Consider the following 25,705-nt stretch of genomic DNA (forward strand, 5'->3'; position numbering starts at 1 on the left):
CGTTACCGCGGCGGCTCCGGCGGACGCCACCCCTGCGGATCACCCTGACCTGATCGCGGCGGCTGCTGCTGGGGCTGCTGATACTGAGCCGGGGGCCGCTGCTGATACGACGGCGGCTGCGGCTGGAACTGCGCCGGATGCGGCTGCTCGGCGATCGCGCCCTGCGCGGGCGTATTACGGCTGCCGCCGCCGAGCGAAGGCGCCTCGACCGGTGCCGCGGCCGCTGCTTCCGCCGCGCGCACAGCGCGTTCGGCCGCCGGATCGGTCTTCACGTCGAACCAGTCGGCGACCTCGTCCGAATCGTCCTCGCTTCCAGCAGATTCCGCGTCATCGGCACTGGGCTGATAACGGAACACCCCGTCCTCACCCTGCGTGCCGAAGTTGCGCGCGAAGCCCTCCAGCGCCTTGCCGAAATCGCTGGGCACCATCCACACCTTGTTGGCGTCGCCCTTGGCCACCTCGGGCAGCGTCTGCATGTACTGGTACGCAAGCAGTTCCGGGGTCGGCTTACCGGATTTGATTGCGGCGAAGACCTTTTCGATGGCCTTGGCCTGACCTTGCGCCTGCAGGTAGGCGGCGGCCCGCTCACCCTGCGCGCGCAGGATCCGGCTCTGCCGCTCACCTTCCGCGGACAGGATCGCGGACTGCTTGGAACCCTCCGCCGAGAGGATCTGCGCCTGCTTGGCGCCCTCGGCGGTGCGGATCTGCGCCTCCCGGTTACCTTCCGCGGTCAGGATCATCGCGCGCTTCTCGCGATCCGCCTTCATCTGCTTCTCCATCGACTCCTGAATCGACGGCGGCGGATCGATCGCCTTGAGCTCGACCCGCGAAACACGCAGTCCCCAACGGCCGGTGGCCTCGTCCAGCACCCCGCGCAGCTGCGAGTTGATCTGGTCGCGGGAGGTCAGCGTCTCCTCCAGGGTCATCCCGCCGACCACGTTGCGCAGGGTGGTGATGGTCAACTGCTCGACCGCGGCGATGTAGTTGCTGATCTCGTACACCGCGGCCTGCGGGCTGGTGACCTGGAAGTACACCACCGAGTCGATCTGCACGGTCAGGTTGTCCTGGGTGATCACCGGCTGCGGCGGGAAGGACACCACCCGCTCGCGCAGATCCACCTTGGCGCGCACCCGGTCGGCGAACGGGACCAGGAAGGTCAGCTGCCCCGACACCGTGCGCGAATACCGGCCCAGCCGCTCGATCACCGCGGCCTCGGCCTGCGGCACCAGCGCGATCGACTTGAACACCACCACCGCGACCAGCAGGACCAGGACGACGGCGACGATCAGTGCAACCATTTACGGCCCCTTCCACACGACGGCATGCGCACCGTCGATCTTCATCACGTACACGGTTTCCCCTTCGGCATATTCCTCGGCCGGGTCCAGCGGCCTGGCACTCCACACCTCGCCGTCGATCTTGACCCGGCCCGTTTCGTCGTTGACGGTCTCGAGCACCTTGGCCGTCTTGCCCGGCAAGGCATGCACATTCGTCGGTGTCGGCGGCGGAACGGAGAAGCGCCGCAACATGATCGGACGCACCAGGAACAACAGCGCCAGCGCGCTGACCCCGAAGACGATGGCGTCGGTGACGATCGAGGTATCCCCGATTCCGGCCACACCGGCGGTCACCAGTGCGGCACCGCCCAGCATGAGCAGCGTGAAGTCACCGGTGAGCATTTCGGCGGCGGCGAGCGCGATGCCCGCGACCAGCCACACGATAGCGGCCACGCCCTCAACAGTAGCCGTCCGGAACGTCCCGAACCGGGCAAGGACGCGCAAAACGTTGCCGAGACTGTATTTTCGAGCTCGTGAACGAGTACGGCGACATCTACTCCGGCCACTCCCGCACCCGCAAACGCGCGGTGCCCGAGGTGAGTGCCGAACGCGATCTGGTCGCCGAGGACGCCGCCACCGGATTCTGCGGCGCCGTCGTGGGTTTCGAGCGCACCTACGACGGCGAGTTCGTCAAACTCGAGGACCGGCACGGGGTGGTGCGGCTTTCGCGTTGCGCGAGGCCGCATTTCTGATCGATGGAAAGCCGGTGACCCTGGTGCGCCCCAAGGCCGCGCCGCCGCAACGATCGACCCGCTCGGCGTCGGGCTCGACCCGGGTGGAGGGACTGCGCGCGCGAGTCGCGCGCGGCAGCCGCATCTGGGTCGAAGGTGTGCACGACGCGGCGCTGGTCGAGCGGGTCTGGGGGCACGACCTGCGGGTGGAGGGCGTGGTGGTCGAGCACCTCGAGGGCCTGGACAATCTGGCCGCGCGGCTGACCGAATTCGAACCCGGGCCGGGGCATCGGGTCGGCGTCCTGGTCGACCACCTGGTCGCCGGATCCAAGGAATCCAACCTCACCACCGGCCTGGGCCCGCACGTGCTGGTCACCGGGCATCCCTACGTCGACGTCTGGCAGGCCGTGCGGCCGCAGGCGCTGGGTATCGCCGAATGGCCGCGGGTGCCGCGCGACGAGGACTGGAAGACCGGGATCTGCCGCCGACTCGGTTGGGGCACACCGCAGGAGGGCTGGCGGCGGGTCTACAACGCGGTCGACTCCTTCCGCGATCTGGAGGCCCCGCTACTGGGCGCGGTGGAGCGGCTCATCGACTTCGTGACCGAAACCGACTGAGCCGCAGCCTTACTCGGCACGGCGCTACTCGTCGATCGGCACATTGAGCCAGCGCCCGATGCAGGCCAGCAGATCGTCCGCGTCGACCGGTTTGGTGATGTAATCGCTCGCCCCCGAGGCCAGGCTCTTGTCACGATCACCGGCCATGGCCTTGGCCGTGACCATGATGATGGGCAGCCGGTCGAATCGCGCCATCCGGCGGATCGCGGCGGTGGTGGCGTAGCCGTCCATCTCCGGCATCATCACGTCCATCAGGATCACGTCGACGTCCGGATTCGCCTGCAACGCCTCGATTCCCTTGCGGCCGTTGGCCGCATGGTCCACGCTCATCCCGTTCAGCTCCAGCATGCCCGCGATGGCCAGCACGTTGCGGGTGTCGTCGTCGACCAGCAGCACCTTGCGGCCGCGCAGTCCCGAATACCGGCGATGGGTGCCGGGCTGTTCGGGCTCGGCCGGGTGCGGGCGCGCGAGCAGCAGCACGAATCGCTCCCGGAATTCGTCGGCCGTGCCGACCAGTTCCACCTGATGCGTCCGCGCGCTCGCCTCCACGAACCGATACCGCTCCGCGTCCGGCTCACCTACCGGATAGGCAAGCACCGCAGCGCCTTTCACCGTCATCGCCGATCGCAGCGCACCCAGGAAATCGGGCGTGGACGCGCCCGGCAGATTCACGTCCACCAGCACGCACTGACAGGTCCCCGCGACGGTGAGGGCCCGCTCGCAGGAGCCCACCGATTCGAGCCGCACCGGACCGTCGCTGTCGGCCAGTTCGGCGACCACTCCGGACACCAGGCGGGTCAGCGGACGGTCGACCGAATCCTCCAGGACGAGCACCGTGCGCGCGGATGATTCGGGCCGCGTTCGGGATTCGGCGACGATCTCCAGCTGCGGCGTCAGTGGCAGCGACAGCGTGAACGTACTGCCCACCCCGATCCGGCTCTCCGCGCTGATCTGCCCGCCCAGCAGATTCGCCACCTGCCTGCTGATCGACAGGCCCAGACCGGTACCGCCGTAGCGGCGGCTGGTGGTGCCGTCGGCCTGCTGGAACGCCGCGAAGATCGTCTCCAGATTCTGTTCGGCGATACCGATTCCGGTGTCGCTCACCGAGAATGCGATGTGCTCGCCGGTGCGGCACACCCGCAGCCGCACGGTCCCGGTCTCGGTGAATTTCACCGCGTTGGACAGCAGATTCCGCAGCACCTGACGCAGCCGCTGCTCGTCGGTCTCCAGTTGCGGCGGCACGTCCGGCGCGACCTCCACCTCGAAACGCAAGCCCTTCTGGGTGGTGAGCGGACGGAAGGTGCTCTGCACGTAGTCCAGCAGTTGCGGCAGCGCGACCGGCTCGGTGCGCACGTCCATCTTCCCGGCCTCGACCTTCGACAGGTCCAGGATGTCGTCGATCAGCTGTTGCAGATCCTTGCCCGCGGACTGGATCACCTTGGCGAATTCCACCTGCTTGTCGGTCAGGTTCCGCGACGCGTTCTGCGCGAGCACCCCGGCCAGGATCAGCAGGCTGGTCAACGGCGTGCGCAGCTCGTGCGACATGTTCGCGAGGAATTCGGACTTGTACTTGGAGGCCAGCGCGATCTGCTGGGCCCGCTCCTCGATCTCCTGCCGCGCCTGTTCGATCTCGAAGTTCTTCATCTCGATATCGCGGTTCTGGCGGACCAGCAGTTCGGCCTTCTCCTCGAGATCGGCGTTGGACTGCTGCAACTGGCCGGCCAGCCGCTGGGACTCGCCGAGCAGGGCGTCGGTGCGGGCGTTGGCCATGATGGTGTTCAGGTTGACGCCGATGCTCTCCATGAGCTGTTCGAGGAAGTCCCGCTGCACCACGGTGAACCGGGTGAACGAGGCCAGTTCGATGACGCCGAGCACCTGATCCTCGAAGATGATCGGCAGCACGATCAGACTGGCCGGACGCCCCGCGCCCAGCCCGGAGGAAATCTGCAGGTAATCCGAGGGGGTGCGGTCGATCACGATGGTCTGCTTGGACAGCGCCACCTGACCGACGAGTGATTCGCCGAGGTCGAAGACCGTACCGTCCTCGATCCGCCCGTATCCGGCGATCAGCCGCAGCATGGCGCGTTCCCGCTCGGACTCCATCGAGAAGAAGGTGCCGTACTGGGCGCCGACCAGCGGGGTCACCTGATTCATGATCAGCTGCGCGACGGCCGAGAGGTCACGGTGTCCTTGCAGGCGGCCGGAGATCCGGGCCAGATTGGTGTTGAGCCACGCCTGTTCCTCGTTGGCCCGGGTGGTTTCGCGCAGCGACTGCACCATCGCGTTGATGTTGTTCTTCAGTTCGGCCACTTCGCCTTTGGCCTCGACCGAGATCGACCGGGTCAGGTCGCCGGTGGCCACCGCGCCGGTGACCTCGGCGATCGCGCGCACCTGACGGGTCAGGTTCCCGGCGAGTTCGTTCACGTTCTCGGTCAAGCGTTTCCAGGTGCCCGAGACGCCCTCGACCTCGGCCTGACCACCCAGCTGTCCCTCCTTGCCGACCTCGCGGGCCACGCGGGTGACCTCCGCGGCGAACGAGGACAGCGTGTCGACCATGGTGTTGATCGTGGTCTTGAGTTCGAGGATCTCCCCGCGCGCGTCGACGTCGATCTTCTGGGACAGCTCGCCGCGGGCCACCGCCGTGGTGACCTGGGCGATCGAGCGGACCTGGTTGGTCAGGTTGCCCGCCATCGAATTCACGTTGTCGGTCAGGCTCTTCCAGGTACCGGCCACGTTCGGCACCCGCGCCTGCCCGCCGAGGATGCCCTCGGTGCCGACCTCGCGGGCGACACGGGTGACCTCGTCGGCGAACGCCGAGAGCGTGTCGACCATGGTGTTGATGGTCTGGGCCAGCGCCGCGACCTCGCCCTTGGCCTCGACGGTGACCTTCTGCGACAGGTCGCCCTTGGCCACGGCGGTGGCGACCTGGGCGATCGAGCGCACCTGATCGGTGAGGTTGTCGGCCATGACGTTCACCGACTCCGTCAGGCCCTTCCACGTCCCCGACACACCCTTCACATCCGCCTGACCACCCAGACGGCCCTGGGTGCCGACGTCGCGCGCCACTCGCGTGACCTCGTCGGCGAACGAGGACAGCGTGTCGACCATCGTGTTGATCGTGTCCTTCAACTCGAGGATCTCACCCCGCGCATCCACCCGGATCTTCTGCGACAGGTCGCCGCGGGCGACCGCCGTGGTGACCTGGGCGATGGAGCGGACCTGCGCGGTCAGGTTGTCGGCCATGACGTTCACCGACTCCGTCAGGCCCTTCCACGTCCCCGACACACCCTTCACATCCGCCTGACCACCCAGACGACCTTCGGTACCGACCTCCCGGGCCACCCGCGTGACCTCGTCGGCGAACGAGGACAGCGTGTCGACCATCGTGTTGATCGTGTCCTTCAACTCGAGGATCTCACCCCGCGCATCCACCCGAATCTTCTGCGACAGATCACCTTTCGCGACGGCGGTGGCGACCTCGGCGATCGAGCGCACCTGATCGGTCAGATTGTCGGCCATGAAATTCACCGACTCGGTCAGGCTCTTCCAGGTGCCCGACACGCCCACGACCTGGGCCTGCCCGCCGAGCCGGCCCTCGGTGCCGACCTCGCGCGCCACACGCGTCACCTCGTCGGCGAACGAGGACAACGTGTCGACCATCGTGTTGATCGTGTTCTTCAGTTCGAGGATCTCGCCGCGCGCGTCGACCGTGATCTTCTGCGAGAGATCACCTTTCGCCACCGCGGTGGTGACCTCGGCGATGGAGCGGACCTGGGCGGTCAGGTTCCCGGCCATGATGTTCACCGATTCGGTGAGATCACGCCAGGTGCCCGAGACCTCCGGCACCTTGGCCTGCCCGCCGAGCCGGCCCTCGCTGCCGACCTCCCGGGCCATACGGGTGACCTCGTCGGCGAAGGAGGAGAGCTGATCGACCATGGTGTTGAGGGTGTTCTTCAGTTCCAGCAGCTCACCCTTGACGTCCACGGCGATCTTCTGGGACAGATCCCCCTTGGCCACCGCGGTCGCCACGCTCGCGATATCGCGGACCTGGGCGGTGAGGTTGTCGGCCATCGCATTGACCGAGTCGGTCAGGTCCTTCCAGCTGCCCGACACCCCCGGAACCGCGGCCTGACCGCCGAGTTTTCCCTCCGTGCCGACCTCGCGCGCGACGCGAGTGACCTCGGTGGTGAACAGCGCCAGCTGATCGACCATGCCGTTGAAGACGAGTGAAATCTCGTCCAGCACAGGATCGCCGACCTCCGGCAGGTAGCGCCGGAAATCCCCGTCGCGTACCGCCTTGAGGCCCTCCAGCAGCGGCTGGAGGCGCTCGTCGTTGCTGTTCACACGATCCGCCGTGGCGGTGTCGGTGGTCATCGCTGTCCCCGCTTCCCTGGGGCCGTCGGAATCTACAGATCCGCGTCGAAACAGTTCTCGCCCGCCGCGACCCGCCGCACGATCCGCAGCAGGTCGTCGAACAGGCCGGTCTTGAGCACCAGACCCGCGCCACCGGCCGCGATCACCCGGTCACGCATGGGTCTGTCCGCGTCCCCGGTGTAGACCAGCACCCTGGCCGCCGGGGACACCTCGTGCAATCGTTCGATGGCGTCGATGCCGTTACCGTCGGGCAGGCGCCGGTCGAGCAGGATGACGTCGGGACGGATCCGGGCGGCCGCGGCGAGGGTGTCCGCGATCGAACCGGTCGCCTCGACCAGGTCGATGTCCTCGACGAGTTCGAACGCCGAATCGAGCGCCATCACCACCATCGGATGGTCCTCCGCCAGCAGCAGCCTCGTGGGACCGCCCGAGATGTCAGCCGACATGAGCGTCAGTCTATTCCGCCGCACCAGCCCCCTCGCGGCCTCGGTCGGACTCGATCGACCGGGTTGCCCCGCCCGCGCGGGGGCCGCGCTGCCGCGACGCGCGGTTCCGGCGCACGGTTCGTGTGGGTCGGCGATATCGGCCGCGCCGATACGCAATGCAACGCATCCGGCGGGCGACGGCCGGGCCGGGTGACGACAGCGACGGGTACCGCCTGCTCCGAAGTGCCGCCCCGGCAGCCGCCGAAGTTCCCGCGCGGGCCTCCGCAGAACCGTTGCGCGGCAGCCCGATCCGACTTTCCGATCGCGCGCCGCACGACGGTGTCGTTGGCGGGCTTCACATCCGGACTTCCCGACGCGAGGGCCGCCACGCCCGAGCCATCGACGAGCGCGTACGACCGATCGGTGTGATTCATGATCTCCCCCTGGTAGTCGATGCCATGCACAGTATCCGAACGGACCGACAGGCATGGGCGGCCCACAAGCAACGGCGCAGTTATGCTCGAAACATGTGTTCTCCCAGTGCCACGCTGACGGCGTGGGCCGCCGCGTGGCTGGCCGGTCGCAGCGCGCCCGACGACGTGCTGGACTCGCTGCACGCCTGGGCGCCCCGCCAGTTGGTCGCCGCCGGTGATCCGGTCACCGGCGGACACACCGGCCTGCCGTGGCCCGGCGGCGAATCCCTCGAGGGCGGCGGCGTCGGAATCATGCTGCTGCTCAAGCTGATTCGCGAGGCCGCCGGTGATCCGCGGGCGCGCACCCGGCTGGTGCTGCCGGTGCCGGGCGATGTCCGGGGGCTGCCCCCCGGCGGTGAGTTCGCCGGGGCGGCGGTCGAGGCGCAGGAGGGCATCCTGATCGGCGTGCCCGGCGACGACGGCATCGGCCTGGTCCCGCAGTGGGTCGACGAGGAGACCCTGCAGTGGACCGTCTACCGCACCGAGGTGCCGCAGATCGTGGAGCAGGACATGCCGCTCGGTGAAGCCGAGTACGCGATCCGCCAGGCCGTCCGCGACGCCGCCGACGCGCTCGCCCGCCTGCAGACCACCGGTGTGAACTCCGGCAGCGCGGACCCGCGCGAACTCATCGAGGACGAACTGGCCGAGTACTCCCGGCACGAATATCCGGATTCCATCCCGCTGCGCGCCCGCCGCATCCTCGACACGGCCGACCACGTGGCCGCGATCCTCACCGTGGCACAGCACGAACCGGCCTCGGCACCGAGTTCGGCCAGTGCCATGGCCGCCCAGGAGACCCTGCTGCGCCCGTTGTGGAACGCGATCCGCGCCGCACGCCTGGCCGCGATCCACGCGACCGCGTGATCACCCGGCCGAACCGCACTGTTCGACCGCGACCCGCCGCACTGTCCGACCAAACACGCGTCACTGTCCGATCAAACCCGCGTCGCTGTTAGACCGGACCCGCGCCGGTGTTCGACCAGACCCCCGCCAGTGTTCGACCAGACCCCGCGTCAATGTTTGACCACGACACGTTCGGGCTCGCCGGGTTTCCAGATCACCACCTCCATCCGCCCGTCCCCGACCAGCACGGCCGAGGCACCGGTGATATCGGCGGCGAAGAACGGTTCGAGTTTCTCCCCGCGCAGATCGAAGCCCGTGTCCTCGTAGAGCGATTCGGCCCAGCGGCGCTGTAGCTCGGCATCGGGCACCTCCCGCACGGTACCGAAGAGTTTGGCGTCGCCGTCACCGACCTGCGAGTCGAGCGTCGCGGTGTGCAGGCAGAATCTCGGATCGCGGCGCAGATCCAGGAATTTCGTGGTGCCGGGCATACCCACCAGCCACAACTCCCCCTCGAAGATCCGCGGTTCCAACGGACTGATCCGCGGATATCCGTCCGAGCGGGTGGTCGCCAGCAGGCACAGATTCCCCGCCGCCGCGTGGCGACGCAGGAACACCTCCGAAATGCGCGGGGACGCCTGGGTGAACTCGGTCCAGATGGTCATGCGGCTCACGGTAACTCCGCCCACCGACAGATTCGGCCGATCCCGCTCCGGGCCCCGGTTGTCGGCCCCTTCTGATTGAATGATCATCGTCCCGTTCCCGGCAGACATCGAGGTCGCGCCCATGCATTACGCACGCACCGCCGCCGTGGTCCTGGCGCTGGCCGCGGCCGGTTCCACCCTCTGCGCGACCACACCCGCCACCGCCGTCGTCGGCGGCGCACCGGTTCCGGCCACCGCGTATCCCTGGCTGGGCGCGATCAGCTCCCCCGCCTTTCCGCTGCGGCCCGGCGGCCAGTTCTGCGGTGGCGCGCTCATCGCCCCGGACAAGGTGCTCACCGCCGCGCACTGCGCGGTCTTCGCCCAGCCCGCCCCGGGCGCGCTGCGGGTCACCTTCGGCCGCGCCGATCTGACCCGTCACGACGGAATCACCGTGGGCGTCAAGGCGATCCGGGTCGATCCAGCCTTCCACGTCTCGACCTTCGACGGCGACCTGAGCTTCCACCACGACATCGCGGTACTCACCTTGGCGACCCCGCTGAAGCGTCCGACCGCCCGCGTCGCCGCGCCACACGGCCGCACCGGCACCGTCGTGGGCTGGGGCGCGACCTCCGATGCCGACGATTCGAACGCACAGCTGCGCGCGGTCACCGTCCCGCTGGCCACCGATGCGTCCTGCGCGACCGCCTACGGCCCGGAATTCGTGCCGGCCGAGGCCCTGTGCGCCGGATCGACCACCGCCGACACCGGCGAATACGACAGCGGCGGACCACTTCTCGTCGATGGCGCGGTCGCCGGAATCACCTCCTGGGGCAAGGGTTCGGCACAACCCGGCTATCCGGGCGTCTACGCGCGCATCCCGTCGACGGGGCTGTGAATCCCGCTGCTACAGCGCGAATTTCACCGCCATGGCGATCCCGCAGGTCGCCGCGATCACCCGTAACGCGTTGTCCGGCAGTCGCCGCGCGAAGGCCGGCCCCACCCAGCCGCCGATCAGGAATCCCAGACCCAGCGGCAGCACCGCACCCCAGTGCACCGGACCGAAGATCACGAATCCCACTGCCGCAGTACCGTTCGCGCACATACCGACCGTGTTCTTGACCGCATTGACCTGCTGCGGCGTCCACGTCGGAAACATGGCGGTCAGAATCGCCAGGATGAGGATGCCGCCCGCGGCTCCGAAGTATCCGGCATAGATCGCCGCGCCGAACAGCAGGATCAGCAGGCCCCGCTGCCGCCACTTCCGTTCCGCGCCGTCGTAGGCGGCGCGCAGCCGCGCCAGTCGCGGTTGGGCGAGCAGGAATACCGACGCCCCACCGATCAGGAACGGCACCACGATCTGGAACGACGACGCCGGGGCGAGCAGCAGCGTGACCGCACCCACCGTGCCACCCGCCGCCGCGAGCAGCCCCAGCCGCAACACCACCCGCCCGCGACCGGACAGTTCCGTCCGTGACCCCGCGGTCGCGCCGAGCCCGGTGAACACCAACGCGACGGTATTGGTGACGTTCGCCGCCACCGGCGGCAGCCCCAGCGCCAGCAGCGCCGGGAACGAGACCAGCGAGGCCAGACTCACCAGCACACTGACCAGGCCCGCGGCGAAGCCGACACCCAGCAGTTCGAGCGCCTGCCACGGACCCACCCGCGCTCACCATCCCTCATCGCCGCGGACCCGTCGCCATTCGCCGATCACCCGCGCGGCCCGGATCGCCGGGATGACATCTCCATTCAAACATCCCATGAATACCGGCGCAGCGCCGGTCTCGGCGGCCGGTCGAACCCACCCCGAATCTGCGAGTACCTCGACGCGCGATCGAGCCCGTGGCACAACGGTATTCGAGTAGTGACCTACTCGGGCTGCGGGCCCACACCCCGACCTATTCTTTTCACAACAACAGAGTTCGACAGCAGCACAACAGAGTTCGACAAAGTTCGGCTGCATGGTCGAGAAGGTCCGGCTGCATGGTCGACAGGGTCCGACCGCACGGTCGACAAAGTTCGGCTGCATGGTCGAGAAGGTCCGGCCACACGGCCAACAAGGTACGGCTGCACGGTCGACAAGCTCCGGCTGCATGGTCGAGAAGGTCCGGCCACACGGCCAACAAGGTACGGCTGCACGGTCGACAAGCTCCGGCTGCACGGTCGACAAGGTACGGCCACACGGCCGACAAAGTTCGGCCACACGGCCAACAAGGTCCGACCACACGGCCGAGAAAGTTCAGCCACGCGGCCGACAACGCTCATGTCGGTCAGACCGGCGGACACAAGGTTTCGGACCTGCGGGTCCGATCGAACACCAAGGTCATAAGCACACCAGGGTCATCGAACATCAGGGTCAAGGTAAGCAACGTCAGGTTCGTGATTCGACGTGGAAACGTCGGCGAAGTAACGACGTCACCGATATGGTGCGGCTCGACTTCCCGCCGAGTGACCACTGCGAGTACGCGCATCCGGCCGGGCCACCGCCCGACCGGTGCGTCATCGCGTTCGGCGCGGCGGCTCACAGCAGCCGACGGCGCACGGCGCACCGTTCACGGTGCAGCCGTAGCCCGGAACCGTGCCCACTCGACGTGGGGCCACGTCGGTGAGATGTTCCGCGACGAGTTCGGCGATGAGCCGCGCGAAACGTGGATCACTTCCCGGAGTTGCCGCGCGCGCGAAGGCCATCCCGAGTTCACCGGCCTTCTCGCGCGCCTCGTTGTCCAGGTCCCAGACCACCTCCAGGTGGTCCGAGACGAAGCCGACGGGGCAGATCACGACCGCGTCGACGCCGGTGGCCGAGAGTTCGTCCAGATGGTCGACGATGTCCGGTTCGAGCCACGGCACCTGCGGTGGACCCGAACGGGACTGCCACACCACGTCGTACTCGGCGAATCCCGTTGCCGCCGCGCACAATCGGGCCGCCTCGGCGACCTGGCGACTGTAGAGCTTCCCGCCCTCGTCCGGAGGTCCGGCCGAGTTGTCCGCGGACACGGGAATCGAATGTGCGGTGAAGACCAGCCGAGCCCGCTCGCGCCGGTCCGCCGGAATGTCCTGTACTGCGGCGCGAATCGCGTCCGCGAAGGATTCGATCAGCAGCGGATGATCGAAGTACTGCCGAAGCTTCACGAGTTCCGGTGCGTCCGTGACCTTTTCGCGCACCCGCACGATGTCCTCGTCGTACTGGCGGCACCCCGAGTAGCCACCCCAGGCCGAGGTCGGGAACACCAGCGCGCGCCGCACGCCGTCCGCCCGCATCGTCTCGACAGTGTCCTCCGCCATCGGATGCCAGTTCCGATTACCGAAGTAAACCGGCAGATCGACACCGCGCGTGGCGAATTCGGCCTCCAGCGCCGCGATGATGTCCCGGTTCAGCGCGTTGATCGGCGAGACGCCACCGAAGTGCAGATAGTGCTGCGCGACCTCTTCGAGCCGCGCGCGCGGCACGCCCCGGCCCCGAGTGACGTTCTCCAGGAACGGCATCACGTCCTCGGGGCGTTCGGGCCCGCCGAACGACAGCAGCAGCACCGCGTCGAATCCCATACCGGCGAACGGTTCTCAGTTACCGGAGAAGTTCTCGGGGAACCAGGTGTTGTGGCTCGCGCCGCCGTCGACGTAGATGATCGACCCGGTGGTGCCGGGCAGCCAGTCCGAGAGCAGCGTGACGATCGAGCGGGCCACCACGGTCGGGTCGTCCACGTTCCAGCCGATCGGCGACGCGCCGTCCCAGTAGGTGTTCAGCATGTTGAGCTGCTTGGCGTCATCGGTCGCGGTGCCCGCGATCGCCTTGGCCGCAAGGGTTTTGATCGGACCCGCGGCAATCAGGTTGGAGCGGACCCGCTTGGCCTCGCCCACCTCCCGCGCGACGTACCGGTTCACCGACTCCAGCGCGGCCTTGGCCACACCCATCCAGTTGTAGAACGGCATCGCGGTGCGCGGATCGAAGTCCATGCCGACGATGGAACCGCCCTCGTTCATGGCGGGCAGCACCGCGCGCGCGAGCGAGGCGTAACTCCAGGCCGAGATCTCGAACGCCTTGGCCGCGTCCGAACCCGGACCGTCCAGGAACGGCAGCGCCTCGGGACCCATCAGGGTGCGCGGGGCGAACGCGATCGAATGCAGCACGCCGTCCACACCCTCGGGCGCGTGCTCGCGGATCCGGTCGGCCAGGCCCGCCAGATCCTCCTCGCTGGTCACGTCCAGGCCGATGGCCGGGGGGACTTCCTGCGGCAGCCGCTTGGCGATCCGGTCGATCAGCCGCAGCCGCTCCGGAATGCCCGTGATGATCACCTTCGCACCCTGTTCCTGTGCGACCGCGGCCGCGTGGAACGCGATCGACGAATCGGTGATGATCCCGGTGATCAGTACGGTCTTGCCATCGAGCAATCCGCCCATGAGTTGTCGGTTCTCCTCGTTCTCGAGATTCTCGCCGGGCCCTACGGTCCGGCAGCCGGACGTGCAGATATTTTGCTCAGTGCCCCATGCCGAGGCCACCATCGACCGGGATGATCGCGCCGGAAATGTAGGCGGCGTCGTCCGAGGCCAGGAAGCTGATGGCGGCGGCGACATCCTTCGGATCACCGATGCGACCGGCCGGAATCGCCTTGAGGGCGACTTCCTTCATCTCGTCGGTCATGTCCTCGCGGGTCATGTCGGTGTCGATGAAACCGGGCGCGACGACATTCGCGGTGATGTTGCGCGAGCCGATCTCGCGGGTGATCGCCCGGGCCATACCGACCAGACCCGACTTGGCGGCGGCGTAGTTCACCTGTCCGGCCATACCGATCTGGCCGACCACCGAGCCGAGGAACACGATCCGGCCCCAGCGCGCCCGCAGCATCGCGCGGTTGGCCCGCTTGGCCACCCGCCACGCACCGGTCAGGTTCGCGTCGATGACGCGCGCGAACTGCTCCTCGCTCATCCGCATCAGCAGCGTGTTGTCCACGATGCCCGCGTTGGCGATCAGCACCTCCACCGCACCCTGATGCGCCTCGACCTCGCTGAATGCGCGATCGATCGATTCCGCGTCCGTCACATCGCATTTCATGCCGAACAGCCCGTCCGGCACTCCCGAGCCACGATGGGTGACCGCGACCTTGTGTCCGTCGGCGGCGAGCCGCTGCGCGACCGCGAGTCCGATGCCGCGATTGCCACCGGTGACGAGTACCGACCTGGAAGTTGTAGGCATAGCGCCAAACTTAACGCGTCGGTACCGAAACGCCTACCGCGGGGGCGCGGTAGACCCCCGCCGATCGGATCCGGATACGACGACGGACGCCGCCCGCATCGCCCGAGGCGATGGGACGGCGTCCGCCACAACGATTTTCGCGCCGCGACCGGCTGCCGATCAGGGCAGGCGCTGGCGGTACACCAGCCCCACCACCACACCGATCGCGGTGATCAGCAGACCCAGTAGCAGCCACGGCCGGCTGGCATCGCCGACCACCCGTTCGTACCCGATCTGGCTCTGCAACTTGTCGTACGCGTTGTTGAGTTCCTGGAGCGAGGTCGCGGTGAAGAACTGCCCACCGGACAGATCGGCCACCTTGTGCAACGCGTCGTCGTCGACCGGCACCGGCTGCCCCTTGGAACCGCCCGAACCGTCCGGAATGTCGACCACACCCCACTGGGTGCCGAACGAGATCGTCGAGATCGGCACGCCCTTTTGCTTGGCCAGTCGCGCGGCCACGAACTCGTGCCGGGGGTTGTCCACGTCGTCCGAGTCCGGCACGGTCTGCTTACCGTCGGACATCAGCACGATGCGGGCGGGCGGCGGCGAGGACGATCCGCCCAGCACCGTGGCGAGGGTGTCGATCGCGCTGAGGCTGGTGAAGATGCCCTCACCGGTCGCGGTGCGTTCGGCGAGTTGCAGATTATTCACCGCCGCCTTGACCGTGTCGTGGTTGGTGGTCGGGTTGACCAGCAGCGAGGCGGTTCCGGCGAAACTGACCAGCCCGAGGTTGATACCGTGCGGCATCGAATCGATGAACCGCCCCGCCGCCTCCTTCGCCGCCTGGATGCGACTCGGCTTGACGTCGGTGGCCTCCATCGACAGCGAGACGTCTATGGCCAGTACCACGGTGGCACGGTTGCGCGGCACCTTCTTGGACATGGTCGGCCCGGCCGCGGCCACGGTCAGCAGCACGAGTCCGACCAGCATCAACGCCACCGGGGCGTGCCGCCACGCACTGGGTCCCTTCGGGCTCACGCCCTCCAGCAACTCCATGTTCGCGAAGCGGAGCATGTGCCGTTTGCGACGGCGTTGCACGGCCACGTACAGCAGCGCGATCAGCGCGATGACGACCAGGAACAGCAGCCAGATCGACGCGGTGAAGTGCGAAATACTCACTGAGGGGGTACCTGCCCGGTCGGGGCGCCGAAGGTGTGGCGCCGGGTGGACACGAACCGGACCACGTCCGAGATCCAGTCACGATCGGTGCGCAACCGCATCACCGGCGCGCCGCAGCTGCGCAACTCGGACTCCACCTGGCGACGGTGCAGCTGCGCGGCTCGCGTGAAATCGGCTCGCAGCGTGGGGGTTACGGTGAATTCACGGGTGTGGCCGGTCTCCGGATCGTGCAGCACGACGTCACCGACGCCGGGCAGATCCAGATCCAGCGGATCGAGCACCTCCACGGCGAGCAGATCGTGCCTGCCCGAGACCGCGCGCAGCGACCGCTGCCAGTCCAGATCCCCCAGGAAATCCGAAATCACCACGGCCAGACCGCGTTTGCGTTGCGGACGACGCAGCGACTCGATCGCGCCGCGTAGATCTCCGCGCACGCCGTCCGCGGCGCGCGGGGTGGTGGCGATCCGGCGCAGCATCGCCTGCGCGTGCATGCGCCCGCTGCGAGCGGGCAGCCGGACCAGCCGGTCGCCGGTGGCCACGATCGCGCCGATCCGGTTACCGCCACCGCTGGTCAGATGGGTGATCGCGGCCGAGGCGGCGACCACCAGATCGCGTTTCTGGCAGCCCGCGGTGCCGAAGTCCAGACTCGCGGACAGATCGATCACCAGCCACGTCTCGAGTTCGCGGTCCGCGATCATCTGCCGCACGTGCGGATGGGTGGTGCGGGCGGTGACCGACCAATCCATCTGTCGCACATCGTCACCCGGCTGATACAGCCGCGCGTCGCCCGGCTCCGAACCGGGTCCGGGAATCAGGCCGAGGTGATCACCGTGCAGCACGCCGTCCAGGCGACGCCGCACGGTCAGCTCGAGCGTTTTCAACGCCGCGGTCAGCCGCGGGTCGGTCAGGTCCCCGCCCCGGAAGGACGGCGGAGCATGAGTGGGGGAATTCGACGAGATCGTCACCGGCGCAACCGAATCCACACCGCGCCTCACTGGCGGTGCGGCTGGCCGTTCGGCACCGGCGGCGCGGGCGGCTGGGGTACCGCCTGCTGCGGCGCGGGCGCGGCGCCGTGCGGACCCGAGGGTGGCATCGGCGCGGCGGGAACCCCGGCCGGGACCGGGGCGGGCGCGTTGGCCTGCGCGGCGACCTGCGGCAGGCCGACGGTCTGCAGGACGCGACGGATCACGTCGTCGGGGCTGACCTCGTCGGCGAGCGCGTCGTAGGACAGCACCAGACGGTGCCGCAACACGTCCGGGATGACCTCCACGACGTCCTGCGGGACGACGTAGTCACGGCCGCGGATCAGCGCGACCGCGCGCGCGGCGGCGATGATGCCCAGGCTGGCACGCGGCGAGGCGCCGTAGGCGATCCAGCCCGCGACGTCGTCGAGTCCGACTTCGGCCGGGTTGCGGGTCGCGGCGATCACCCGCACGACGTAGTCGACCAGCGCGTGGTGCACGAAGGTGGTGGCGGCGAGCTTCTGCAACCGGATCAGTTCCTCGGGTTGCAGCACGTTCTTGGGCTCGGGCGGGGTGACACCCATCCGGTAGATGATCTCGCGCTCCTCCTCCACCGAGGGGTAGTCGACGATCACCTTGAACAGGAACCGGTCGCGCTGCGCCTCGGGCAGCGGGTACACGCCCTCGCTCTCGATCGGGTTCTGGGTGGCCATGACCAGGAACGGATCCGGCATCGGGTACGTCTTGCCGCCGATCGACACGTGCCGCTCGGCCATCACCTCGAGCAGTGCGGACTGCACCTTGGCCGGGGCGCGGTTGATCTCGTCCGCGAGCACGAAATTCGCGACCACGGGACCGAGTTCGGTGTCGAACTCCTCGCGGCCCTGCCGGTAGATGCGGGTACCGACCAGGTCGGTGGGCACCAGGTCGGGGGTGAACTGCACGCGCGAGAAACTGCCGCCGACGACCTTGGCGAACGTCTCCACCGCGAGGGTCTTGGCGATACCGGGAACGCCCTCCAGCAGCACGTGACCACGCGCGAGCACGCCGACCAGCAGCCGTTCCACCAGCCGGTCCTGCCCGACGATGACCCGCTTGACCTCGTAGATCGCCTTCTCCAGGGTCTGGACATCGCGCTCGAGGGTGTTCGGCGCCGGCTCGGGCGTATCCTTCACCGAATCCACTGCGCCTGCACCATCAGTCGAAGTCACCAAACTCCCCGCTTTCACGTCGGTCTTTGTGCGTGCTGCCACAACTATTCCAGGTTCGGGCCCATGGTGCCGCAACCGGGCTGCGTGTTGTCTCCGGGCCCACCGGCGGGTGCGACCGCGCGATTCCCGGCCTCCCCGCCCTGCCGGACACCGTACGCGCCGACCACCGCGAGCGGCCACCGAGATCTCGAAGCGCGAGCGCCGCATCGACACTCGACCGAATGCCCGGGCAGTCGGCCCGACGCGCCGGGGCTCAGCTGATCAGGCGTACGGCCTTGGGCATGATGCCGCTGGTGCGCACGGCCGTAACCCGCACCACCTCACCGGATTCCGGCGCCTCGAGCATCTTCCCGTTGCCCAGATACAGCGCCACGTGCTCGCTGCCGTTGCGTCCCCAGAACAGCATGTCGCCGCGTTCACGTTGTGCCACAGGCACTTTGGTGCCCATCTGATACTGGTAACCGCTGTAGTGCGGCAGTGAGATGCCGACCCCGGCGAAGGCGTAGACCATCAGGCCCGAACAGTCGAAGCCGATCTTCTTGTAGTCGCCGTACTTGTCCGCGACGCCGCCGTCGTGGATGCCCTTGGTGGGTCCGTCGCCGTTGCCGCCGCCCCAGGCGTAGGTGACGCCGAGTTGCGACATCGCCCGGTCGACCACCATTTCGATCAGTTCCGCGGGTGTCCCGTCCGGACGCGACGGCTTGCTGGGCATGGATTTGTGCGTGCCCGAATCGTCGCCGAGTTCGGTGTGCGAGGTGTCGCCGTCGCCGAGCTGCGCGGCGCGCTCGCGGGCCGCGGCGTCGGAGGCGGCGCGCACCGCGGCGGTCGCGGCAGCCGCGGCGGCGGCGAGTTCCTCGGCGCGGCGCTGGCGATCCCAGTCCTCGTATGCGGCGCGCTCACCCTGCAGGCCCGCGACCTGCTGACGCGCCGCGTCCAGGCGCTGCTGGGCGACGTCGCGCTGGGTGACCAGGGCGTTGCGCTGCGCGGTCTGCTCGTTCACCGCCGCCTCCGCGGCACTGACCGCGGTCTCGGCCTCGGACTTCTTCGTCTGCGCGGTCGCCGCGGCGGTATCTGCGACCTGTTTGGCCTGGCGCGCCGCCGAATCGGCGTTGGCGCGCTCGATCTGCGCGTGCCGCATACCGTTCAACGCGCTGTCCTGCGAGGTGGAGGCCACGCTCAGCATTTGCGCACGCTCCAGCGATTGCGCCGGACTGCCACCGGAGAGGTAGTTGACCATCGAGTCCGAGCCGGGGCTCATATAGGCCTGTTCGGCGAATTTGTCGAAGTTGGTGCGGGCCAGATCCACCGCCGTCGCCGAGGCCACGAGCGCGCGCTGCGTTCCGGTGACCGCCGCCGCGGCGGTATCGGCCTGGTCCCGGGCGGTTTGCAGATCGACCAGCGCCTTGTTCACGGCCTCGCGTTTGGCCGCGACGACCGAATCCAGCTGCTGGATCTGCTGGCCGACCGCGGCGACATCGTTGATCAGCGCGCTGACCTGGCCGATCCCGCTGGTCACCTGGGCGCCTGCGGCGGCGATGTCGTTATCGCTCGGGTTCGGCGGCGGTGGCGGTACCGCTTCGGCGACCGGCGTCACCAGCAGCACCGTGGCCGCACACACCAGCAATCCCAGAGCGACTTTGAATGGCCCCCGTCGTACTGTCCCGGCCACGCGCACCCACCTCCCTGGATCCACACTGCGGTTCCCGGGTGGCGAAGCGTCACCCGGGAAGTTCACCTGGGGTGATAGGTATGCGTCATCACCCCATGAGTATCAGCAACATCCCTGCTCAACATCAGTCGCTGTATACCCTTGTGACACTTCTTCCCCAAGAGTGTCATTCGAAACCGTACGACACATGAGTCCCGGATAGAACACACACGACGTAATCACATTCGCGTAATTTGACGATTGCCTACCAATAGCTGTATGCACTGCCGGAAATTCGCCAGGAAACCGACCGTTCGCCCGATTTCGCCGGAAAGCGCCGGATTCGGGTACGCGGAACCGGATCACCCGGCAGCCGTCTCGGCGGAATCCCGCACCGGCTCGACGCGCCGGGGTCGACTACCGACGGACTCGACAACGTCCGCGTCCATTCACGAGAACGGCCGCCGCGATCATCCGCGGCGGCCGACGAATCCGGCCGGAACCGGCCGGGAAGAGATTCGAATCAGCGGATCGGGTCACCCGCGACGTGAGTCGCCGCCGCATCCGCCCGCCGCCGCTTGACCAGGTACAGCCCCCCGGTCACCACCAGCAGGCCCGCCAGCAGCACGTACGTGAACACCGTCCACGAGATGATCGGATTCGCCTCGAGGCTCTGCACGAACGCGCGCGTGGCCTCCACACTGTGCCCGCCATGCCGGTTCTTGGCGATGTCCTCGGCCTTCTCCAGCCGGTAGCGGCTGAAGGTCTCGCTGTAGGTGCCCGCCCAGTCGTCGCTGAGCACCAGCACCGTGCCGTGCTCGGCCTTGCCGACCTCGGTGGCCAGATCGCGCAGGCTCGAATCCGGTGACGGATTGCCCGGTACCACCACCACGCTCAGCGAAATCCCTTGATCCCGAGTATCCGCGACGACGGATTCGAGGTCGGACGGGTCGTCACCCTTGGGGACGTACACGTGATCCATTGCCAGATGCGCGAGGATGGTGTCCACGTCGACCTCCGGCGGGATCTCCGCGGCGCTGGGGATACCAACCGAGGCAAAGGTGACGGTCATCTTCCATCCGGTCTCGTCGAGTCGCCAACCGGGGCGACTGGCTTCCAACACATGTCACATGATCCGCGCCGGAGCGGCGCGCGAAGCGAGGCTGCGCCGAAACGCATGGATGCACAGTACGCGACCGGTGCATGATGTTTGCGGGCACGCCGCGCGGTATGCCCCCGAACGTTTCACAGGACAAGCGTACTGTTAGCCTGGACAGCATGAGGGCGCACAGCTGATCGGGCCCTCGACCGCGTCGCCGACACAGCCCTGCCGGCGGCGACCTCACCGACGAGTGGAGCTGAAACTGTATGACGACCATCGATACATTCGGCGCGAAGGGCACCCTAGAGGTCGGAGATCGGTCGTATGAGATCTTCCGCCTCTCCGCCGTGCCCGGCACCGAAAAACTCCCCTACGCACTGAAAGTCCTCGCCGAAAACCTGCTGCGCACCGAGGACGGCGCCAACATCACCGCCGATCACATTCGGGCCATTGCGAATTGGGATCCGTCCGCACAGCCGGACACCGAAATCCAGTTCACCCCTGCGCGAGTCATCATGCAGGACTTCACCGGCGTGCCCTGCATCGTCGACCTCGCCACCATGCGCGAGGCCGTCACCGCCCTCGGCGGCGACCCGAGCAAGGTCAACCCGCTCTCCCCCGCCGACATGGTCATCGACCACTCGGTCATCCTGGACGTCTTCGGCACCGCCGACGCGCTCGAGCGCAACGTCGACCTGGAGTACCAGCGCAACGGCGAGCGCTACCAGTTCCTGCGTTGGGGCCAGGGCGCGTTCGACGACTTCAAGGTCGTCCCGCCGGGCGTCGGCATCGTGCACCAGGTCAACATCGAGTACCTGGCCCCCACCGTCATGGTCCGCAACGGCCAGGCATACCCGGACACCTGCGTCGGCACCGACTCGCACACCACGATGGTCAACGGCCTGGGCGTGCTGGGCTGGGGCGTCGGCGGCATCGAGGCCGAGGCGGCCATGCTGGGCCAGCCCGTGTCGATGCTGATCCCGCGCGTCGTCGGCTTCAAGCTCACCGGTGAGATCCAGCCCGGCGTCACCGCCACCGACGTGGTGCTCACGGTCACCGACATGCTGCGCAAGCACGGCGTGGTCGGCAAGTTCGTCGAGTTCTACGGCAAGGGCGTTGCCGAGGTGCCACTGGCGAACCGCGCCACCCTGGGCAACATGAGCCCCGAATTCGGTTCCACCGCAGCGATTTTCCCGATCGACGCGGAGACCATCAACTACCTGCGCCTGACCGGCCGCACCGACGAGCAGCTCGCGCTCGTCGAGGCGTACGCCAAGGAACAGGGCCTGTGGCACGACGCGGACAACGAGCCCGCGTACTCCGAGTACCTGGAGCTGGACCTGGGCACCGTGGTGCCGTCCATCGCCGGCCCGAAGCGCCCGCAGGACCGAATCCTGTTGTCGGAGTCCAAGGTTGCCTTCCGCAAGGACATCCACAACTACACCAACGACCCCGAGGCCGCCCCGCACTCCAAGCTGGACGAGGCCATCGAGGAGTCGTTCCCGGCCAGCGATCCGGCCGAGCTGAGCTTCGCCGACGACGGCGCGGTCATCCCGAGCGCCTCCAACGGCAACACCGGCCGCCCCTCCAAGCCGGTCCGGGTCTCCGATCCCGAGCGCGGCGACTTCGTGCTCGACCACGGCGCCGTGGTGGTCGCGGGCATCACCTCCTGCACCAACACCTCGAACCCGTCGGTCATGATCGGCGCGGCCCTGCTGGCGCGCAACGCGGTCGAGAAGGGCCTGGCCTCCAAGCCGTGGGTGAAGACCAACATGGCCCCGGGCTCGCAGGTCGTCGCGGACTACTACGAGAAGGCCGGCCTCTGGCCGTACCTGGAGAAGCTGGGCTTCTACGTGGGCGGTTTCGGCTGCACCACCTGCATCGGCAACACCGGCCCGCTGCCGGAGCAGATCTCCAAGGCCGTCAACGACAACGACCTGTCGGTCACCGCGGTGCTCTCGGGCAACCGCAACTTCGAGGGCCGCATCTCCCCCGACGTGAAGATGAACTACCTGGCCTCCCCGCCGCTGGTCATCGCGTACGCGCTGGCGGGCACCATGGACTTCGACTTCGAGGTCGACGCGCTGGGCAAGGACACCGACGGCAACGACGTCTTCCTGAAGGACATCTGGCCCTCGCCCCAGGAGATCGACGACACCATCAAGTCGGCGATCAGCCGGGACATGTTCACCAAGTCCTACGCCACCGTCTTCGAGGGCGACGAGCGCTGGAAGGGCCTGAACACCCCCGAGGGCGACACCTTCGCGTGGGACGAGAACTCGACCTACGTGCGCAAGGCCCCGTACTTCGAGGGCATGTCGATGACCCCGGCCCCGGTCGAGGACATCACCGGCGCGCGTGTGCTGGCGCTGCTGGGCGATTCGGTCACCACCGACCACATCTCCCCGGCCGGTCCGATCAAGTCGGGCACCCCGGCCGCGCAGTACCTGGACGCGCACGGCGTGGAGCGCAAGGACTACAACTCGCTGGGTTCGCGGCGCGGTAACCACGAGGTCATGATCCGTGGCACCTTCGCCAACATCCGGCTGCGCAACCAGCTGCTGGACGACGTCTCGGGCGGTTACACCCGCGACTTCACCCAGCCCGACGGCCCGCAGGCGTTCATCTACGACGCCTCGCAGAACTACCAGGCCGCAGGCATCCCGCTGGTCGTGCTCGGAGGAAAGGAGTACGGTTCGGGCTCCTCGCGTGACTGGGCCGCCAAGGGCACCAGCCTGCTGGGTGTGCGCGCGGTGATCACCGAGTCGTTCGAGCGCATCCACCGCTCGAACCTGATCGGCATGGGCGTCATCCCGCTGCAGTTCCCGGCCGGTGAGTCGGCCGCGTCGCTGAAGCTGGACGGCACCGAGACCTTCGACATCGCGGGGATCACCCAGCTCAACGAGGGCAAGACGCCCAAGACCCTGCAGGTGACCGCCACCAAGGAGAACGGCGACAAGGTCACCTTCGACGCGGTCGTGCGCATCGACACCCCCGGTGAGGCGGACTACTACCGCAACGGTGGCATCCTGCAGTTCGTGCTTCGCAACATGATCAACGCGTAGTACCGCTCGGTCGTCGGCCTCGCCGGCGAACGTGGTTGGGAGGGTGCACATCTCACTGGCGGAGTGCACCCTCCACCACCTTGTACCGTTGAACCCTGTGCTGATGAATCCCGACGCAGGGCGCCGCATTCCGTTGGAGGAGCCCCATGCCCAAGGTCAGTGAGGACCATCTCGCCGCCCGACGCAGCCAGATCCTGGACGGGGCGCGGCGCTGTTTCGCCGAATTCGGCTACGAGGGCGCCACCGTGCGCCGCCTCGAGGAGGCCATCGGGCTGTCGCGCGGCGCGATCTTCCATCATTTCCGCGACAAGGACGCGCTGTTCCTGGCCCTGGCCCAGGAGGACACCGAGCGGATGGCCGACATCGCGGCCACCCAGGGGCTGGTGCAGGTCATGCGGGAGATGCTGGCCGATCCGGCCCAGTACAACTGGCTGGGTACCCGGCTGGAGATCGCCCGGCGGCTGCGCACCGATCCGGAGTTCGCGGCGGGCTGGACCCAGCGTTCGGCCGAACTCACCGCGGCCACCCTGGCCCGGCTCGAGCGGCGCAAGGCCGCGGGCGCGCTGCGCGACGACGTGCCCACCGATGTGCTGCTGGGCTATCTGGATCTGGTACTGGACGGCCTGATCGCCCGGATCGCGTCGGGGCATACGAACGACAATCTCACCGCCGTGCTGGATCTGGTCGAGGCGTCGGTGCGGCGCAAGAGCTGAGCCCGAAAAAACGTCCCGCGATGGCACTCGATGCAAAAATGCACGCGTTGCATCATCGCAGCGAATGCGAATACGCATGAACTGCTGGCCGAATACGGCAGCTCGGGCGAAATGAATTCCGACCGGTCTCGGCAAATCGTGTCGAGCACCACTCCGGAATCGGAAATAGCGGTCGTTCACCGCACGTTCGCCAGGGTATGACCTTTGCTGTCCCCGTTACCGTGCGCGGCTACGAGCTCGATGTCAACGGCCATATGAATCAAGCCGTCTATCACCAATACGCCGAGCACGCCCGCTGGGAGGCGATGCGCGCCGCCGGTCTGGTGCCGGACAAGATGTTGCACGCCGGACTCGGACCGGTGGTGCTCGAGTCGACCGTCCGGCATCTGCGCGAATTGCATCTGGGCGACGAGGTCACCGTCACCTGCGAATTCGAATGGGGCGAGGGCAAGGTGTTCCGGATCAACCAGCAGATCCGCAAACTGGACGGAACGGTCTCCGCCGAGTTCGTCGTCGTCACCGGTCTGATGGATCTCACCGCACGCAAACTGGTCCCGAATCCGATCGAGCGGTTCCGCGAACTGTCCGAGTCCGCGGACATCCTGGGACTGTGAGGCGTTGAGCGCTCAACCGAAAATCTTTCGGCGATAGCGCATTCCGCGCCGCTGCTACCGGGATGCCGGGGCAGCGGAAATCTTTCGTTGCCGACCGGTCAGGGTACCGGTCGGGATATGATCCAGGGCACGCTCGGCTTCTGTGGCAAACCGCGAGCAGATCGGAGACCAGCCCCATGACCGATGCCGTCCGTCCCCCAGTGTCCACATTTCCCGGACCACGCCCCGATAGCCAGGAGGTTGCGCCGCTACTGTCCGGCTATCTGATAGCCGAATCGACCCGGGCGGTGAGTGTGCGCGTGAGCGAGGGCACCTGGACCTTCGATCGCGCGGACGTTCTCGGCATCGATCTGGTCCCCGAACAGTCGCATACCGACACCGATCCGGCCGCGCGCCCGGTGCGCGTGCGCATCCGCTCCGGCGCGACCGCGGACTTCACCCGGCGGCTGCGCATCGAGCTCACCGACCGCCCGATGACGTTGCCGCAGCAGCACTCTCCCGCCCGCGGCGACGATCTGCTGGCCCGCCTGACCGAACGCTGGGCCCGCGAACTGCACCTGCCGACCGATCCGGCCGTCGGCGGAATCACCATGACCCGCAGCCACACCCGCTCGTTCGCGCGCAGCGACGACGCGATGGCCTGCGACAGCCTCGACTGAGAGG

The 25,705-nt window shown here is 67.8% G+C and carries 20 protein-coding genes and 1 pseudogene; 7 read left to right on the plus strand and 14 right to left on the minus strand.

Annotation, left to right across the window (positions count from 1 at the left end; genetic code table 11):
• Nucleotides 1-2: 2 nt before the first annotated feature.
• Nucleotides 3-1,298, minus strand: coding sequence for an SPFH domain-containing protein (locus tag NRB20_RS19505; protein ID WP_153411599.1), 1,296 nt, complete (start codon nucleotides 1,296-1,298; stop codon nucleotides 3-5).
• Nucleotides 1,299-1,730, minus strand: coding sequence for an NfeD family protein (locus NRB20_RS19510; RefSeq protein ID WP_319945136.1), 432 nt, complete (start codon nucleotides 1,728-1,730; stop codon nucleotides 1,299-1,301).
• An 80-nt stretch (nucleotides 1,731-1,810) separates the two neighbouring features.
• Between NRB20_RS19510 and NRB20_RS19515 the strand changes: the two are divergent.
• Nucleotides 1,811-2,625, plus strand: a pseudogene (locus NRB20_RS19515) (DUF3097 domain-containing protein).
• Nucleotides 2,626-2,649: 24 nt separating this feature from the next.
• On the opposite strand, the gene NRB20_RS19520 reads toward NRB20_RS19515, so the two are convergent.
• Both NRB20_RS19520 and NRB20_RS37620 read right to left on the minus strand, forming a co-directional pair.
• Nucleotides 2,650-6,999, minus strand: coding sequence for a HAMP domain-containing protein (locus NRB20_RS19520; RefSeq protein ID WP_153411600.1), 4,350 nt, complete (start codon nucleotides 6,997-6,999; stop codon nucleotides 2,650-2,652).
• Between the two features lie 32 nt (nucleotides 7,000-7,031).
• Nucleotides 7,032-7,445 carry a response regulator gene (locus NRB20_RS37620; RefSeq protein ID WP_194289927.1) on the minus strand — a complete coding sequence of 138 codons (414 nt, stop codon included), beginning with the start codon at nucleotides 7,443-7,445 and terminating at the stop codon, nucleotides 7,032-7,034.
• A gap of 506 nt (nucleotides 7,446-7,951) precedes the next feature.
• Here NRB20_RS37620 and NRB20_RS19530 point away from each other — a divergent pair.
• Entirely contained in the window at nucleotides 7,952-8,761 is an 810-nt protein-coding gene (locus tag NRB20_RS19530) for a hypothetical protein (protein ID WP_153411602.1), read from the plus strand.
• A gap of 149 nt (nucleotides 8,762-8,910) precedes the next feature.
• On the opposite strand, the gene NRB20_RS19535 is transcribed toward NRB20_RS19530, so the two are convergent.
• On the minus strand, nucleotides 8,911-9,402 hold the full coding sequence (locus NRB20_RS19535) for a pyridoxamine 5'-phosphate oxidase family protein (protein WP_153411603.1): 492 nt from the start codon (nucleotides 9,400-9,402) through the stop codon (nucleotides 8,911-8,913).
• A 121-nt stretch (nucleotides 9,403-9,523) separates the two neighbouring features.
• Between NRB20_RS19535 and NRB20_RS19540 the strand changes: the two genes are divergently transcribed.
• Nucleotides 9,524-10,276 carry a serine protease gene (locus tag NRB20_RS19540; protein ID WP_153411604.1) on the plus strand — a complete coding sequence of 251 codons (753 nt, stop codon included), beginning with the start codon at nucleotides 9,524-9,526 and terminating at the stop codon, nucleotides 10,274-10,276.
• A 9-nt stretch (nucleotides 10,277-10,285) separates the two neighbouring features.
• Here NRB20_RS19540 and NRB20_RS19545 read toward each other — a convergent pair whose 3' ends face one another.
• The 9 genes from NRB20_RS19545 to NRB20_RS19585 all read right to left on the minus strand — a co-directional run bounded on the left by NRB20_RS19545 (nucleotide 10,286) and on the right by NRB20_RS19585 (nucleotide 20,671).
• The gene (locus NRB20_RS19545; RefSeq protein WP_319945137.1) at nucleotides 10,286-11,041 is read right to left on the minus strand and encodes a sulfite exporter TauE/SafE family protein; all 756 of its coding nucleotides are present in this window, start codon (nucleotides 11,039-11,041) and stop codon (nucleotides 10,286-10,288) included.
• An 836-nt stretch (nucleotides 11,042-11,877) separates the two neighbouring features.
• Nucleotides 11,878-12,921 (minus strand): ferrochelatase, encoded by a 1,044-nt coding sequence (locus NRB20_RS19550; protein WP_153411605.1) that lies wholly within the window; start codon nucleotides 12,919-12,921, stop codon nucleotides 11,878-11,880.
• A gap of 15 nt (nucleotides 12,922-12,936) precedes the next feature.
• Nucleotides 12,937-13,773 (minus strand): NADH-dependent enoyl-ACP reductase InhA, encoded by an 837-nt coding sequence (gene inhA, locus NRB20_RS19555; RefSeq protein WP_040824697.1) that lies wholly within the window; start codon nucleotides 13,771-13,773, stop codon nucleotides 12,937-12,939.
• A gap of 76 nt (nucleotides 13,774-13,849) precedes the next feature.
• Nucleotides 13,850-14,566 carry a 3-oxoacyl-ACP reductase FabG1 gene (gene fabG1, locus NRB20_RS19560; protein ID WP_153411606.1) on the minus strand — a complete coding sequence of 239 codons (717 nt, stop codon included), beginning with the start codon at nucleotides 14,564-14,566 and terminating at the stop codon, nucleotides 13,850-13,852.
• Between the two features lie 159 nt (nucleotides 14,567-14,725).
• Nucleotides 14,726-15,727, minus strand: a complete 1,002-nt coding sequence (locus NRB20_RS19565; RefSeq protein ID WP_319945138.1) for a VWA domain-containing protein — start codon at nucleotides 15,725-15,727, stop codon at nucleotides 14,726-14,728.
• A complete protein-coding gene (locus NRB20_RS19570; protein ID WP_319945139.1) occupies nucleotides 15,724-16,692 on the minus strand; it encodes a DUF58 domain-containing protein in 969 nt (322 codons plus the stop codon). Before NRB20_RS19570 ends, NRB20_RS19565 begins: the two co-directional genes overlap by 4 nt.
• Nucleotides 16,693-16,718: 26 nt before the next feature.
• The gene (locus tag NRB20_RS19575; protein ID WP_319945140.1) at nucleotides 16,719-17,873 is read right to left on the minus strand and encodes an AAA family ATPase; all 1,155 of its coding nucleotides are present in this window, start codon (nucleotides 17,871-17,873) and stop codon (nucleotides 16,719-16,721) included.
• A 280-nt stretch (nucleotides 17,874-18,153) separates the two neighbouring features.
• Nucleotides 18,154-19,518, minus strand: coding sequence for an NlpC/P60 family protein (locus NRB20_RS19580; protein ID WP_319945141.1), 1,365 nt, complete (start codon nucleotides 19,516-19,518; stop codon nucleotides 18,154-18,156).
• A 553-nt stretch (nucleotides 19,519-20,071) separates the two neighbouring features.
• Nucleotides 20,072-20,671, minus strand: a complete 600-nt coding sequence (locus NRB20_RS19585; protein ID WP_319945142.1) for an Rv1476 family membrane protein — start codon at nucleotides 20,669-20,671, stop codon at nucleotides 20,072-20,074.
• 245 nt (nucleotides 20,672-20,916) lie between these two features.
• Here NRB20_RS19585 and acnA point away from each other — a divergent pair, with 245 nt between their 5' ends.
• From acnA to NRB20_RS19605, 4 genes are all read left to right on the plus strand, one after another.
• The gene (acnA, locus tag NRB20_RS19590; protein WP_153411608.1) at nucleotides 20,917-23,715 is read left to right on the plus strand and encodes an aconitate hydratase AcnA; all 2,799 of its coding nucleotides are present in this window, start codon (nucleotides 20,917-20,919) and stop codon (nucleotides 23,713-23,715) included.
• 146 nt (nucleotides 23,716-23,861) lie between these two features.
• Nucleotides 23,862-24,428 (plus strand): TetR/AcrR family transcriptional regulator, encoded by a 567-nt coding sequence (locus tag NRB20_RS19595; protein ID WP_153411609.1) that lies wholly within the window; start codon nucleotides 23,862-23,864, stop codon nucleotides 24,426-24,428.
• Nucleotides 24,429-24,625: 197 nt separating this feature from the next.
• Nucleotides 24,626-25,042, plus strand: coding sequence for an acyl-CoA thioesterase (locus tag NRB20_RS19600; protein WP_153411610.1), 417 nt, complete (start codon nucleotides 24,626-24,628; stop codon nucleotides 25,040-25,042).
• Between the two features lie 176 nt (nucleotides 25,043-25,218).
• Entirely contained in the window at nucleotides 25,219-25,701 is a 483-nt protein-coding gene (locus NRB20_RS19605) for a hypothetical protein (RefSeq protein ID WP_153411611.1), read from the plus strand.
• Nucleotides 25,702-25,705 lie beyond the last annotated feature (4 nt).

The organism is Nocardia macrotermitis (genome assembly GCF_009604405.1).
GTDB classification, from domain to species: domain Bacteria; phylum Actinomycetota; class Actinomycetes; order Mycobacteriales; family Mycobacteriaceae; genus Nocardia; species Nocardia macrotermitis.

Coding starts and splice junctions, on each gene's coding strand:
- NRB20_RS19550 (WP_153411605.1), bottom strand. CDS start 12,921: ATGGGATTCGACGCGGTGCTGCTGCTGTCGTTCGGCGGGCCCGAACGC.
- NRB20_RS19520 (WP_153411600.1), bottom strand. CDS start 6,999: ATGACCACCGACACCGCCACGGCGGATCGTGTGAACAGCAACGACGAG.
- acnA (WP_153411608.1), top strand. CDS start 20,917: ATGACGACCATCGATACATTCGGCGCGAAGGGCACCCTAGAGGTCGGA.
- NRB20_RS37620 (WP_194289927.1), bottom strand. CDS start 7,445: ATGTCGGCTGACATCTCGGGCGGTCCCACGAGGCTGCTGCTGGCGGAG.
- NRB20_RS19535 (WP_153411603.1), bottom strand. CDS start 9,402: ATGACCATCTGGACCGAGTTCACCCAGGCGTCCCCGCGCATTTCGGAG.
- NRB20_RS19595 (WP_153411609.1), top strand. CDS start 23,862: ATGCCCAAGGTCAGTGAGGACCATCTCGCCGCCCGACGCAGCCAGATC.
- NRB20_RS19605 (WP_153411611.1), top strand. CDS start 25,219: ATGACCGATGCCGTCCGTCCCCCAGTGTCCACATTTCCCGGACCACGC.
- inhA (WP_040824697.1), bottom strand. CDS start 13,773: ATGGGCGGATTGCTCGATGGCAAGACCGTACTGATCACCGGGATCATC.
- fabG1 (WP_153411606.1), bottom strand. CDS start 14,566: ATGCCTACAACTTCCAGGTCGGTACTCGTCACCGGTGGCAATCGCGGC.
- NRB20_RS19540 (WP_153411604.1), top strand. CDS start 9,524: ATGCATTACGCACGCACCGCCGCCGTGGTCCTGGCGCTGGCCGCGGCC.
- NRB20_RS19600 (WP_153411610.1), top strand. CDS start 24,626: ATGACCTTTGCTGTCCCCGTTACCGTGCGCGGCTACGAGCTCGATGTC.
- NRB20_RS19505 (WP_153411599.1), bottom strand. CDS start 1,298: ATGGTTGCACTGATCGTCGCCGTCGTCCTGGTCCTGCTGGTCGCGGTG.
- NRB20_RS19530 (WP_153411602.1), top strand. CDS start 7,952: ATGTGTTCTCCCAGTGCCACGCTGACGGCGTGGGCCGCCGCGTGGCTG.